The 14768-nt window shown below is 41.9% G+C and carries 10 protein-coding genes; 6 read left to right on the top strand and 4 right to left on the bottom strand.

What is annotated here, in order from left to right; genetic code table 11:
• Nucleotides 1-310 precede the first annotated feature (310 nt).
• The 5 genes from purC (at nt 311) to C9J12_RS22805 (ending at nt 8190) form a co-directional block, all read left to right on the top strand.
• On the top strand, nt 311-1414 hold the full coding sequence (purC, locus tag C9J12_RS22825) for a phosphoribosylaminoimidazolesuccinocarboxamide synthase (protein WP_107244805.1): 1104 nt from the start codon (nt 311-313) through the stop codon (nt 1412-1414).
• Nucleotides 1415-2024: 610 nt separating this feature from the next.
• Entirely contained in the window at nt 2025-2201 is a 177-nt protein-coding gene (gene torE / locus C9J12_RS22820) for a trimethylamine N-oxide reductase system protein TorE (protein WP_107244804.1), read from the top strand.
• 47 nt (nt 2202-2248) lie between these two features.
• Complete coding sequence (gene torC / locus C9J12_RS22815) at nt 2249-3427, top strand: pentaheme c-type cytochrome TorC (protein ID WP_107244803.1); 1179 nt, start codon at nt 2249-2251, stop codon at nt 3425-3427.
• A gap of 23 nt (nt 3428-3450) precedes the next feature.
• Nucleotides 3451-5913: a trimethylamine-N-oxide reductase TorA gene (torA, locus tag C9J12_RS22810; RefSeq protein WP_107244802.1), complete on the top strand. Its 2463-nt coding sequence runs from the start codon at nt 3451-3453 to the stop codon at nt 5911-5913.
• 408 nt (nt 5914-6321) lie between these two features.
• Entirely contained in the window at nt 6322-8190 is a 1869-nt protein-coding gene (locus C9J12_RS22805; protein ID WP_107244801.1) for a methyl-accepting chemotaxis protein, read from the top strand.
• A gap of 108 nt (nt 8191-8298) precedes the next feature.
• Here the strand turns inward: C9J12_RS22805 and oleD are convergent, their stop codons facing one another.
• The 4 genes from oleD to C9J12_RS22785 all read right to left on the bottom strand — a co-directional run bounded on the left by oleD (nt 8299) and on the right by C9J12_RS22785 (nt 13161).
• Nucleotides 8299-9342 carry a 2-alkyl-3-oxoalkanoate reductase gene (gene oleD / locus C9J12_RS22800; protein WP_107244800.1) on the bottom strand — a complete coding sequence of 348 codons (1044 nt, stop codon included), beginning with the start codon at nt 9340-9342 and terminating at the stop codon, nt 8299-8301.
• The gene (gene oleC, locus C9J12_RS22795; RefSeq protein ID WP_170111856.1) at nt 9339-11093 is read right to left on the bottom strand and encodes an olefin beta-lactone synthetase; all 1755 of its coding nucleotides are present in this window, start codon (nt 11091-11093) and stop codon (nt 9339-9341) included. Before oleC ends, oleD begins: the two co-directional genes overlap by 4 nt.
• Nucleotides 11093-12004, bottom strand: a complete 912-nt coding sequence (locus C9J12_RS22790) for an alpha/beta fold hydrolase (protein WP_107244798.1) — start codon at nt 12002-12004, stop codon at nt 11093-11095. Before C9J12_RS22790 ends, oleC begins: the two co-directional genes overlap by 1 nt.
• 107 nt (nt 12005-12111) lie before the next feature.
• Nucleotides 12112-13161, bottom strand: a complete 1050-nt coding sequence (locus C9J12_RS22785) for a 3-oxoacyl-ACP synthase III (RefSeq protein WP_107244797.1) — start codon at nt 13159-13161, stop codon at nt 12112-12114.
• A 417-nt stretch (nt 13162-13578) separates the two neighbouring features.
• Here C9J12_RS22785 and C9J12_RS22780 point away from each other — a divergent pair, with 417 nt between their 5' ends.
• Entirely contained in the window at nt 13579-13980 is a 402-nt protein-coding gene (locus C9J12_RS22780) for a thioesterase family protein (RefSeq protein WP_107244834.1), read from the top strand.
• Nucleotides 13981-14768: the final 788 nt, after the last annotated feature.

Genomic DNA, 14768 nt, shown 5'->3' with positions numbered 1-14768 from the left:
CTCACCAGTGCATAATAATTAACCTTATTACACATACAAAACAAATCGCCATAGACGATAAACAAATATATCCCCTTACAAGATACTTCTTATTGTCAGATTTCGTTCAAAAATCGCTCAAGCTAATTCCAACGTTCATTTATGAAATCCTATAACTCACCCACAAAAGGCAAACGTTTGCTTTTTTACTGGCGACCGCTGTAAATTCTGGTATTATTCTCATCAGAATTCGGCTAAAGGGCTTATATCTCAGTCATTAGCCGCGAAGTGCTTTTATCATTATATTGATTATTGAAATAGGAATTTCACCATGAGCCTTGCTGATCAAGTTCTTGCCGTAAATGATGACCTACCAATCCGTACCGACAAACCTGTTCACAGTGGCAAAGTACGCTCTGTTTACTGGTTAACTGAAGCGGACAGTCGTCGCCTGATCGAAGAAAAAGGGTATAACGTTGCACCGGATGCACCGCTTGCCATCATGGTAATCAGTGACCGTATTTCAGCTTTCGATTGCATTTGGCATGGTGAAGGCGGAATGAAGGGCGTACCAGGTAAAGGTGCTGCATTAAACGCTATCTCAAATCATTGGTTTAAGCTTTTCCGCGACAATGATTTAGCAGAAAGCCATATTCTAGATATTCCGCACCCATTCATCTGGATTGTACAAAAAGCAAAACCAGTAATGATTGAAGCGATTTGCCGTCAATACATTACTGGTTCAATGTGGCGTTCTTACAGCAAAGGCGAACGTGATTTCTGTGGTATTGAAGTACCAGAAGGTCTAAATAAAGATCAGAAATTACCAGAACTATTAATTACACCGTCAACGAAAGGTATTCTGGAAGGTATTCCAGGAGTTCCAGCAGTTGATGACGTAAACATTACGCGTACAAATATTGAAGAAAACTTCGAAGCGTTCAATTTCCGTAAAACTGATGATATTAATCATTACGAGAAACTGCTAAAAGAAGGCTTCAATGTTATTAGCTCTGAGCTAGAAAAGATTGATCAAATCTTCGTTGATACCAAATTTGAATTTGGCTACGTAACAGATGCGAGCGGAAAAGAAAAACTCATTTACATGGATGAAGTCGGTACACCAGATTCATCTCGTATTTGGGATGCAGCAGCTTACCGTGATGGTAAAATTGTAGAAAATTCGAAAGAAGATTTCCGCCAATTGCTGCTTAACCATTTCCCTGATCCAGATATTCTTTTGAATAAAGATCGTATGGAAGAGCGTTCAGCTTTAGCACGCGATAATGCGCTACCTGAAGAAGTATTGATGCAAGTATCTAAAATTTACACTGATATTGCAGAAAAAATCACAGGTAAAAAAATCGTTCTGAGCAAGAACCCTAAGGCAGAAATTACCGCTATTCTACGTGACCAATATGGTTTAGTAGATTAACAGATGTAATTAAGCTTACAGTTACATCTTAGGGTAGCATTGCGCTACCCTTTTTTATTTATATGTATAGCCACGCTTTATAGCGTTCAGCATTCATTCAGGTAGACATGCTATTAATAATGAATACTTATAAAAAAGTTCAGTCGTCACCAGAACAGCTATTCATTACTTTTCTAAATAGATCTTAATATCTGTAGTTCCGTAAATTGTTACCGTATTTCTAAGATATAAATTACCATCTTGTTAATCATCGTGTTTCATATTTTATTTCAGCTGCAAAATAACCTTTTATTTACTGTGGATAGCAACACCTCGATACATTACCGCTACAAATAAAACAAACTGAAAACATTAAGCCACAAAAAGTCACTCTTCATATCTTTTCATATTTATTCTTACTTCTTATTATTTATATATAAAACAGCACATTAGATCGTATCGTATTAATAATTCTGTACAGCATCAAAAAACTTATTAAATATAAGGTTAACCCCTAAGTATTAATTGAACTATAGGGAGTGACTACTTTATGATCTGCGTATGAATAGTTTGTTACATTTTGAAATGCATTCTATTTAAATAAAAACATAAAAAATAGCAGGTGGTGTTTATGAGTAGTGTTACTAATAACGGTGATGGGGAAACGCGGTCTCGCGAGTGGAAATCCTTCCTTTTTATCACTGTCTTTTTATTTCCAATTCTTAGTGTGATGTTTGTAGGTGGGTACGGTTTTATTATTTGGATGCTGCAAGTGTTCCTTTTAGGTCCTCCTGGTCATGGTGGCTAAGCAACTTACCAATAAATATAACTGAATTAGTTTAGAAAGAGCACATTATGAAATCATTCTTATTAAAAGCTTGGAAGACGTTTGCTCGTCCAAGTGTACATATCAGCCTAGGTGTCCTAACCCTAGGCGGATTTTTAGCAGGCATTATCTTCTGGGGTGGGTTTAACACGGCACTAGAAGCAACTAACACCGAAGAATTCTGTGTTGGTTGTCATGCTGATAACATCGCACCAGAATACGCGGGCACTATTCACGATAAAAACCGTTCTGGTGTTCGTGCTACTTGTCCTGATTGTCACGTTCCTCACGACTGGACATCAAAGATTTCTCGTAAGATTCAAGCAAGTAAAGAAGTGTTCGCTCACTTTGCTGGCTTTATCGATACACCAGAAAAATTTGAAGAACGCCGAATAACACTTGCCCAGCATGAATGGGATCGCTTTAGCGCCAATAAATCATTGGAATGCCGTAATTGTCACGATTACGACGGCATGGACTTTACTAAAATGTCCCCTACTGCTCGTATTCAAATGAAGCAAGCGAAAGAACGAGACCAAAGCTGTCTTGATTGCCATAAAGGTATTGCACACCACCTTCCTGAAAATATGGATTCAAGTGGCGGCATGATCTCTGAACTAGAGCAATTGGCATCAAACACTAAATATGAAAAAGATGAAAGCTACACCAGTGTTCGTCATTTACCTATTTATGAAGATAAAGCGTTAACCGTTGAAGCAGGCCTTCTAAACCCTGCGTCTTCAGTAAAAGTTGTTGCTGAATCTGGCGATGTTATGCAAGTTGAAATTGCTGGCTGGCGTAAAGACAAAGGTTACGGTCGCGTCATTCAAGAAGACTTTGGTATGAACATCGCGGTTGCTTCTTTACTAAAAGAAAGTGCACAGAACGATGCGGTTGTTGATAAATTCGAAATTAAAGAAGACGACTTAACTGGTCTACCATGGCAGCGTGTAAACGTGAAAGTGTGGATGAAGAAAGATGCAATGCTAGCCGATGTTCAACCTATTTGGGACAAAGCTAAGCAATCTTACCAAACTAACTGTTCTGTTTGTCACACTCAGCCTGCTGAAGAGCACTTCGATGCCAACACATGGCCTGGTATGTTCAACGGTATGATGGCATTTGTAAACTTCGATACAGACAGCAAAGCGCTGGTATTGAAGTACCTACAAAAACACTCTTCAGATTTTTCTGATAACAAACACTAAGCGATTGATGGAGTAATTTGAATATGTCTGTTAGCAGAAGAAGTTTTCTTAAAGGCTTAGCGACAACAAGTGCAGTATCTGTAATTGGTCCTAGCCTACTAGCATCATCAAAAGCGATGGCAGCAGAAACAACAGGAACATGGAAAACATCCGGTTCTCACTGGGGCGCATTCCGTGCCCACGTTTATGCGGGTAAAGTACAAGAAATTAAGCCATTAGAAATGGATAAGTACCCTACTGACATGCTGAACGGCATTAAGGGAATTATCTACAGCCCATCACGTGTTCGTTACCCAATGGTGCGTCTAGATTGGTTGAAAAAACATAAATACAGTGGCGAAACACGTGGTAACAACCGCTTCATCCGTATGACATGGGATGATGCGCTTGATTTGTTCTACCGCGAGCTAGAACGTGTTCAAAAAGACTACGGCCCATGGGCATTGCACGCTGGTCAAACTGGCTGGCGTCAAACAGGTCAGTTCCACAGCTGTACTAGCCACATGCAACGTGCTGTCGGCATGCACGGTAACTTCATCACAAAAGTAGGCGACTACTCGACGGGTGCAGGCCAAACCATTCTGCCTTACGTATTAGGTTCGACAGAAGTGTACGCTCAAGGTACATCTTGGTCTGAAATTCTAGACCACAGTAAGAACATCGTACTGTGGGCAACAGATCCAGTGAAAAACCTACAAGTTGGCTGGAACTGTGAAACACATGAATCGTTCGCATACCTTGAACAACTAAAAGAGAAAGTTGCAAAAGGCGAGATCAACGTACTGTCTGTTGACCCAGTGAAAAACAAGACACAACGTTTCTTGGGCAACGACCACATGTATATTAACCCGCAAACTGACGTAGCATTCATGCTAGCAGTTGCACATACTTTGTACACTGAAGATCTTTACGACAAAGAATTCATCAAGATGTACTGCTTAGGCTTCGATGAGTTTGTGCCTTACTTCATGGGTAAGAGCAAAGATAACATCGAAAAAACACCTGAGTGGGCAGCGGAAATTTGTGGCTTACCTGCTGATGAAATCCGTGACTTTGCCCGTATGTTGGTTTCTGAACGTACTCAGATTCTATTTGGTTGGTGTATTCAACGCCAAGAGCACGGTGAGCAGCCTTACTGGATGGGTGCTGTAATCGCGGCAATGGTAGGTCAAATTGGTTTACCTGGCGGCGGTGTTTCTTACGGTCACCACTACAGTTCAATTGGTGTTCCATCAACCGGTTTCGCGGCACCTGGCGGCTTCCCTCGTAATGTTGACGAAGGTCAAAAGCCTAAATGGGATAACAACGATTTTAACGGTTACAGCCGTACTATTCCGGTTGCTCGTTGGGTTGACTGTTTGCTTGAACCTGGTAAAGAAATCAAATACAACGGTTCTAAAGTTATCTTGCCTGATTACAAAATGATGATAATCAGTGGTAACAACCCGTGGCATCACCACCAAGATCGTAACCGTATGAAGCAAGCATTCCAGAAGCTTCAAACAGTTGTGACTATTGATTTCGCTTGGACGGCAACTTGTCGTTTCTCCGATATCGTACTGCCAGCTTGTACACAGTTTGAACGTAACGATATTGATGTTTACGGTTCATACAGTGGTCGTGGTTTGGTTGCGATGCACAAATTAGTTGACCCGTTATACCAATCTAAAACTGACTTCGACATATTTACTGAGCTGTCTCGTCGTTTTGGTCGTCACAAAGAATATACCCGTGGCATGGATGAGATGGAGTGGGTTCGCTCATTGTACTCTGACTGTCGCGACGCAAACAAAGCCAAGTTCGATATGCCTGAGTTTGATGAATTCTGGGAAAAAGGCGTACTTGATTTTGGTGAAGGTACACCATGGGTTCGCCATGCTGATTTCCGTGAAGATCCTGAAATCAATGCACTAGGCACACCATCAGGTTTCATTGAAATTTCAAGCCGTAAGATCGACCGTTTCGGTTACGAACACTGTCAAGGCCACCCTATGTGGTTCGAAAAGAGTGAACGTTCTCACGGTGGCCCTGGTTCGAAGAAACACCCATTCTGGATGCAGTCTTGTCACCCTGATAAGCGTTTGCACTCTCAAATGTGTGAGTCTGAAGAAATGCGTGCAACTTACGCAGTGAAAGGTCGTGAGCCTGTCTATATCAACCCGAAAGATGCCGCAGAAAAAGGCATCAAAGACGGTGATATCGTTCGCGTATTCAATGACCGTGGTCAACTACTTGCTGGTGCAGTGCTTAGTGACAGTTACGCTCGTGGTGTTATCCGTATTGAAGAAGGTGCATGGTACGGCCCGCTAAACGAAAAAGTAGGTGCAATTGATACCTATGGCGATCCAAATACCCTGACTCAGGATATTCCGTCATCAGAGCTTGCTCAGGCAACCAGTGCAAACACCTGCTTGGTTGACTTTGAGAAGTTCAAAGGTGAAGTGCCACCTGTTACTTCATTCGGCGGTCCGATCGAAGTAAGTTAATTGGTACTACTGCGTTGAGCTATATCACTGCATATAGCTAACCAGTCAATAAAGGGGATTCATGACATTACTTATTCAAGTAAAGCATGAGTGCCCTTTTCTTTTTCATACCGGTAATGATTCTCTGGCCCCCCTTAATTTCATTTCTACCAATCCCTAGCCCACCATTCATTGACCATTACATTCACCTTGACACATATCGTCATTTGGCACTTATTATTAAGAATATCAATTACCCCACAAATTAAACCTGAAGCGGCATCACATCCCCTTACATAAAGTACAAAGCATGTATTCTTTTTTCACATATTTCTTACATTCAACCTATAGAAACCAGCCTTATTGCCGATAAAAAGAACATAAGAATAGAAATACACTGTATTTGACATTTGCTAAAGGAATAACCCGATGAAATTTAATCACAAAATTGTGGCGACCTCTTCCGCCATTCTCTTGGTTGCGCTGTCTGCGCTCTCTGCTAATCAATATTTCAATATAAAATCGCAGATCCACTCACTGGTTACTAAAAGTGTGGAAGAGATTGTATCGGGTATAGGAAGTACCGTTAATGCCGAATTAAACAGTCGTAAAGCGCTAGCCACCTATGCCACCAGCATGGCAGAAGAAAATCTAACGCCATCTGAGATTGAAACGGTGATTAGCCAACCTATCGTAAAGAATACTTTCTTACTTACAGGGTTTGGTTTTGAGTCGGATGGGAGCTTTGTGAGTAACGATCCTAACTGGGATCCTGGTGCATCATGGGATCCGCGTAGCCGCCCTTGGTATAAAGATACCAAACAAGCCAATAATATTATAATAACAGCACCGTATGCTGATTCGGTAACCAATGAAATATTGGTATCAATTGCGACACCAGTGATGCAAAACAATCAATTTAAAGGGGCCATCTTCTTTGATGTCAGCTTATCTGGTTTAGCGGAATTAGCGAACAAGGTTTCTTTGCTTGATGCAGGCTACATCTTCCTTGTTTCGGCTGATGGCATTATCATTTCACACCCAAATGCCAAATTAAATGGCAAACCAATGTCGAGCTTCTTAGGTAACACATCAATTTCTGAGCAATCACAGAGTTTTGTAGCTGACGGAAAAGATCTAGAGGTATCATTCGACAAAATTGATGGTCAAGACTGGTACGTAGGTGTTGTGCTCGATGAAAGCATCGCATTTGCTGCCGTTGATGAGCTGAAAAACGATTCTATCATCTATTCGTTGGTGGCATTGTTCGCTGGCATCATCGCTTTGTTGTTAGTATTTAAAGTCTTAATGCGCCCACTGCGCGAATTAAACGATGCGATTCAAGATGTCGCATCAGGTCAGGGAGACTTAACCCGTCGCCTCGATACCAACACCGATGAAGAGTTTGCAGAATTAGCAAAAGGCTTTAATGCCTTCACTGAAAAGCTGCAGCACTTAATTATCGAAAGTAAGTCGCTAGGTGAAGATATTATGGCAGGCACCGAGCAAACGGCAGAAGGTGCAAAGCAGTCGGCTAGCGCGATGTCGACCCAGCTGCAAGAATTAGAACAACTCGCGACAGCAATGAACGAGATGGCATCAACCTCTTCTGATGTAGCGGGCAACGCCCAAGGTGCAGCAGCGTCAGCCCAAGAAGCCGATAACGCTGTCATTGAAGGAGCAAGTATTGTCTCGCACACCTCATCAGCCATTAACGAGCTTTCAGAGCAAATTGACCAAGCTGTAAACGTGGTTCGCGAACTGGAACATGCAACAAGCAATATTGAAACCATCTTAAAAGTTATTAATGAAATCGCTGATCAAACCAACTTGCTTGCGTTAAATGCAGCCATTGAAGCCGCTCGTGCTGGTGATTCAGGCCGAGGTTTTGCTGTGGTCGCCGATGAAGTGAGAACGCTTGCACAACGTACTCAGCAATCAACCACAGAAATCCGCCAGATGATCGAGCAGTTACAATCTGGATCAAGCTCTGCCGTGGCTGTTATGAGCCAAAGCAAAGAAACAGCAACCAATACGGTAACGAAAGCCCAAGAAGCAGATGGTGCGCTAGAGCGTATACGTGTGGCCATTCAGCAAATCAGCGACATGAACATGCAAATTGCCTCTGCTGCAGAAGAACAAAGCTTGGTAGCAGAAGAGATCAACAGTAATACCATTAAGATAAAAGATTTATCGGAACAAGTCGCAAGTGCTGCGGATGGAGCCAACGACGCGATGGCGATTCAAATCAATACCGTACGGGCCCAAGATGAAATCATGAACAAGTTTGTGGTGTAATATCTAGCTTAAAGTAAAAGACCGAACTGCATACACAGTTCGGTCTTTTTTATTTTTCAATTAACAGTGTTATATATCGTCTTGAAACTCGCCTCTCGACTCGCGTCACTAGGCGTTCAAAGTCTGCTTCAACCGTTTCATACCGTCATCAATACTTACCAAGGGTGTATAGCCTAAATCACGCTTAGCAGCACTAATATCAAAGTAATGACAGGTAGACAGCTGACGCGCAACAAAGCGAGTCATTATCGGCTCTTCTTTCTTATTCAATACGCCATATAGCCATTCTAATAACGCACCTACCTGATACGCTAATCCCGCAGGCACACGCTTTGTCACCTTAGGTAAATCAGCACACGATAAGATTTTATTGAACATGGCTGCCATTGTTATGGGTTCATCATTACTCAAAAAGTAAGCCTTCCCAGCACAAGTACTGCTTGGTTCGGTTAAACGTAATGCCGCTAAAATATGGGCATAGGCTGCATTATCAACATAAATGGTATCAACTAATTTATCTTCATGCCCCACAAGCTTTAAACGCCCCGCTCTTGCACGTTCAATCACTCTAGGTACAAGATGTGGATCGTTCGGCCCCCAAATAAGATGAGGACGCAATGCGACAGTTTTTACTGACTTTCCGTTGGCTGCCAGTACTATTTGTTCGGCAATGGCTTTAGATTCTGCATAGAAATTAAGATAACTAGCGGCATACGGTGCCGATTCATCAATTCCAGCCTCATCACTGCCTGCAAAGGTTACACTTGGCGTGCTGGTATAAACCAACTTATCGATACCAAGTTCTTGGCATGCCTCTATAATATTACGCGCACCGTCTACATTTGGGCTGTAGTAATCGCTTTTAGATCCCCACACCCCTGCTTTTGATGCGACATGAAACACAAGATCACAACCTTGCATCGCTTGTAATAAATCAGACTTAGTACTGATATCACCTTTCACCATGGTGACACCCATTTGCTCTAAATCAGGGTAACTGCCACGGGCAAAACCCGTAACTTGAATACCAGCAATACGCAGATATCGGCAAATTGCCTTACCTAAAAAACCACCTGCGCCCGTTACAAATGCATGTTTTACATTTGAAGATAGCGAGAGTAATGCCGTTTCTTCAGCCAGTGAAAGACTCATGATGCTTTCCCTTCTTTTTGCGCCCATACAGCCAGTTTTTCTCTAAAAATCTTGGCGTTATGGCGTATATCAACCGGAAAATCAGAGTGAATTAGAAAATCGACAATACCCACAGTTTGCTGATGTTTAGCACCAATCGTTTTAAGCTCGGCAAAAAACGTATTACGGGCAGTATCATCCGTCAGGCTTGTGCCTTTATTAAGCTCAACACACAGCAGTGGTACGGTTTCACCATTACGTTCAATACCTACCAATGCGGTACGCTTGACTGAAGAGTGAGTATTAAATATACGTTCACAAGGAATAGAGAAATACGGCAGCTTGTCTGACGCTTCCGCAACGCGATTGGCTTCAACACGGTGAGCTTTACGACCACACATCCACAGTTGCCCGTTTTCGTCTAAGTAGCCCAAATCCCCCATGCGGTGACGTACAGTATCCGCCCCATCGGTAATTTTAGCCTGAACGGTTGCATGGTCACGGTGATAATACGCACGGCTCACCATGGGACCTTTTACAACGATTTCGCCAATTTGGTTTACAGGTAGACGTAACGTTTCGTCCCACGTAGTAATTGGATCGTCGGTGATCGCAATGATCGCAATATCTACGCCATCAACAGCTTGACCGACACAAATACCACCACCGTTATCAGTGATATCCGTGGTTTTCATTAACTGATCACTACCAATCATAGTAAGGGGTAATGATTCTGTCGCACCATAAGAATTCAGTACTTCAACCCCGCTATTTAGCATTGTGCTAAAACGTGAAATTGACGAAATAGTAGCTGGTGCGCCAGCAGAAATAACACGTTTGATACTGGGTAATGTATGAGGTTTATGACGCTGTGTACCCGCTTTCCCTAAACGCTCTATCAACGCAGGATTCACAAACATATTGGTACATTGGTATTGTTCAATCGCCGCAAACAAACTGTCGGGATTAGCCGTTATTGGTTTACTGGCATCCATATCAGGCACAATCGATGCCATGCCTAAAGCTGGACCAAAAAGAGAGAATAACGGGAAGGTAGCAAGATCACGCTCGCCGTGGGCGATACCATAATCATTTTTCAATACACTGATTTGTGCTTCAAACATTGCATGGGTATACACTACACCTTTCGGCGTACCCGTACTGCCACTGGTAAATAAAATGGCTGCCATTTCATCATTTTTAAGCTTGGCAATATCATAATCAATCGCTTGATGCATTTTACTGCGCGGCTTAATAACAGTATTACGTTTAAGTAATGCTTTTAGTGTTGTGCCACCAAAAATATTGGCAAATACATCATTCCCACCAACGGTGAGTAAACGTCGAACACTCGGTTTACCCCAACCAAATAAACAACGGGCAATATGTGCTTTAGGAATACCAATAAACGCATCGGGCTTAGCTTCATCAAAGCACTGTTTGAGGTTTTTAACCCCCATACCGGGATCAACCAAAATAGGAACAATACCCGCTTTGAATAACGCAAATGTAAGGGCAAAAAAATCAAGACTAGGCGTTACCATCAGTACCGCTTTCATGCCTCGTTTAATACCATGATCATTCAACGCTTGTGCAATTGCGTTACTGTCAGTATTTAACTGTTCGAACGTTAATTCTTCATACCGTAGTTTGCCGAATAATGATCGTTTTTGAACAGCAACAGCGAGCGAAGCTGGTATTTCTTTTGCCGCGCGTGTTAAATGGCGACATATATTGGCTTTAGAGGCATCAATCTCATGCCCTTTATCCATCACAAATTTGCCTCGCTTGGCTTGTTATCAGTTGCTAATGGCGTCTTCATAAAATCTGAAATAAGCGGTACAACTTCATCGCTGGCATCTTCTAATATGTAGTGTCCGCAATCTTCGAACTCATGCACTATCGCATGTGGCATTTTTTCACGCCATACCGCTAAAAAGTGCTTATCAAATACAAAATCTTTCAAGCCAAAACAAATAAGCGTTGGAACGTGTGAGAACTTCGGCAAACTTGCTGCGATCTCAGAGACTAACTCGTAGTTTCTGTCCCCTTTTCTCAGCGGTATATCTTGTACAAAACGTAACGTAGAAATACGGTTTGCCCAAGAATTAAAAGGAGAAACATACGCTTTACGTACTTCAGGGCTCATTGGTTTACGTTTAACACCAATATAAGAAGCGATGGATGAGAATGCATTAAAACCACGCACTAAACCTGTGCCTAATAGCGTATTGCGACAAATCCATAATGCCCATGGAAAAGGTTTAGTGTCAGGTAAATGGAAAGCACCTGTATTAAGTATCACTAAACGTTTAATGCGGTCAGGATAACGAGCCGCATAACCCATGCCGATCATTCCACCCCAGTCATGTACGACAAGGGTAATATTTTCACGCACTTCAAGGTGTTCAAGCAATGCTTCGAGATCATCGATACGGTTCTTTAACGTATAGTCATAACCCGCATCATCGGGTTTATCTGATAAACCACAACCGATATGGTCAGGTACGATACATTGGTGGTTCTGGCTTAATTCCGTCACCAAATTACGGTAATAGAAAGACCAGCTCGGGTTACCATGAACCATAACGACAGGCTCACCCTGCCCTTCATTTACGTAATGGAGTTTGTGCCCATTGCGGCTAAGAAAATTACGTTTAAAGGGAAACAATGTGTCTAACATGACCAATCCTTGACTATTATCAGGATGGAATTACCCATCCTGTTTTTTGTAACTATTTGGTATTTATACTCAGTATGAACAGTAACCATCGACTCAAGAAGATTTGATTACCACTTAAGGCCCAACATCATACAGTTAAGCCCACTACCTATACCTAGAAAGCTCACATTATCACCTGATTTTAAGAAACCATGATCATGGGCCATTGCAGCGGTAGCAGGTAAAGAAACACTGCCCATATTGCCCATTAGCTTATAGGTAGGAAATTCTTTATTTACTGGAATATTAAGTGCGTTAAGAACTTGTCGACGATTAGATGCACCAACTTGGTGACAAATAACTTTATCTACATTTTCAACGACCCAGTCACGCTGCGCTAAGAAATGTGACCATGTATCACGCGCCAGTTGCACACCTTCTTTCAATAGTGTTACGCCATCTGTTCGCATAAATTCACGGTACAGCTGAGGCCCGACTTCTTGTAAGCCCCACTGACACAGATCATGATGTTCTGGTGCTGATAAGTGGCTAGCACCTAATAGCTGATGCTGGCGCTCATTGTGAAGAGGAAGACTGCCATCTGTTAAGATCACAGCAACAGCACCTGAACCACCCGTTAAGGTTGCTAAAGATTGCGCAAAATTTTGCATCGTCGGTTCGGCAAGCATGTGGTCGATAGTAATATCAACAATATGACGAGCAGATTCACATGAAACCACTAATCCAGCTTTGATTTGCCCTAGTTCGATACGATTTGCGATATCTAGAATGCCCGAAAGTACGCCTAAACACGCATTGCTGATGTCATAGATAGCCGTATTCTTTGATACGCCTAGTTCAGCGGCAATACGGCAAGCCGTTGCGGGTTCATGTTGATCTCGGCATACACCGGTGTACACAACAGCACCTAAATCTTCAACATTGATGCCCGTTTCATCAATCGCTTTACGGGCTGCTAATAATGCGCCATCAGATAAAACGTGACCTTTCGGCCACCATCGACGCTCTTCTATTCCAGTAAGTGCTGCCAGTTGGCCCATAGGAATGCGGAATTTTTGATATAAAGGGGCTAAACGGGATTCTAACTCAGAACTCGAAACCACTTGTGGTGCTAACTCGTAAGCTAGACTATTGATAAACACGCTAGAATATTTCATTAAGCTATATAACTTGCTCACTATCTCGGCGAAAAGTGCCGATCATCGTTATTATGGGTTTATACCAAAACAACCTCAATACATCGTAAGAACTTGGCTGGAGACCCAGTAAAAAGCAAATAAATGGCATTAAACCACCGATTTTAATCTCACAGATCCCTGCGACTTGAGGTAACTTGGGTATAGTAACGCGCCATTTGAGCAAGAAAACCCGCATGATTCAATAAAAACTGTCATATAACGAGATGTTGCTAGCTTGTACGACCAGTTTTAAATCATTTGAATTTACAGACTGTAACCATCAAAGTAGATAAGTTCATATTGAGTTACACCACTTTGGTGATTCTACTTAATGATGAACACCAATTAGCATATTATTATGTTTTTTATCCCGCCCGCATGAGAGTTGTTGCAACAATGAGCAAAATTTATCACCACCCAGTGCAAATCTATTACGAAGATACCGATCATTCTGGTGTGGTTTATCACCCAAATTTTTTAAAGTATTTTGAACGTGCACGCGAACACGTTATTGATAGTGATAAACTCGCCACATTGTGGAATGACCACGGATTAGGCTTTGCCGTATACAAAGCGAATATGATTTTTCAAGATGGTGTGGAATTTGCTGAGATCTGCGATATTCGCACATCGTTCACATTGGATGGCAAATACAAAACACTGTGGCGTCAAGAAGTCTGGCGACCAGATGCAAGTCGTGCAGCCGTTATTGGTGATATTGAAATGGTATGTCTAGATAAAGAAAAACGCTTACAACCTGTACCTGCTGATATTCTCGCTTCGATGATGGCTGATTAAATTCACATTTATGCACTGTCTGCCATTCATATGTATACCCAAGTTACCGCTGTTATTAGCGGTAAACTTCCTACCACAGTTGTTAGCCTTTACTTGGCTCGTACAAATAACGCACAACTCATTTCGTCAACTTTACGATAACAAGTCACTTTAATTAACTCGTTATGGCTCAGCCTTTTCCTGCTTTTTTCTAACAACTCACACAATTTACAAGTGTCAACAACACCAATTTTGCTAATATCACCGATACGTTAATGCCGAAGACAGAGCCATAGCTGAATAGCACTTGAAGATGACAAAAAAATATCCTTTCGAGTAATCAGCCGTATCTTTTATATCCACTCACATCCTGCCAACAAGTTACCTGTTTATGAGGGTAAAAAAGTGTAATCATCTACTATATTGCCTAAGAACTTTTTGTTGCAACGAAGCTCACAAACCCGTTGGTATCAGCTGTTACATCACACTTATTTACAAAAGTGCGGTATAGGTCATATTTTCAATTGCATTTGAGTATTTACACTAATTTAGTGGAATTATAGGTATATAATCAATAACTTAATAACCTAAACATTACAAATGCTCGGAAATTGCTTTTTAAAACTGGTCTGAAGTGATCCAACCTCTTGCTCCAGTGATTGTAACGAAAAGCGTCCTCGGGTAGTCTGCTCAACCATTAACTGATTAAGCATGCTTTCATTACGGATGGTAAGTGCCTCCTTATTTGATAATCGCAGCAGTAGTACAGCAGGATTACGATGGATATTACCGTTACGAATGAAAGCACA

The sequence above is a fragment of the Photobacterium frigidiphilum genome, assembly GCF_003025615.1.
Lineage (GTDB): Bacteria > Pseudomonadota > Gammaproteobacteria > Enterobacterales > Vibrionaceae > Photobacterium > Photobacterium frigidiphilum.
The sequence above is the reverse complement of the archived record's forward strand: the minus strand, read 5'-3'. Positions and strand labels throughout refer to the sequence as shown.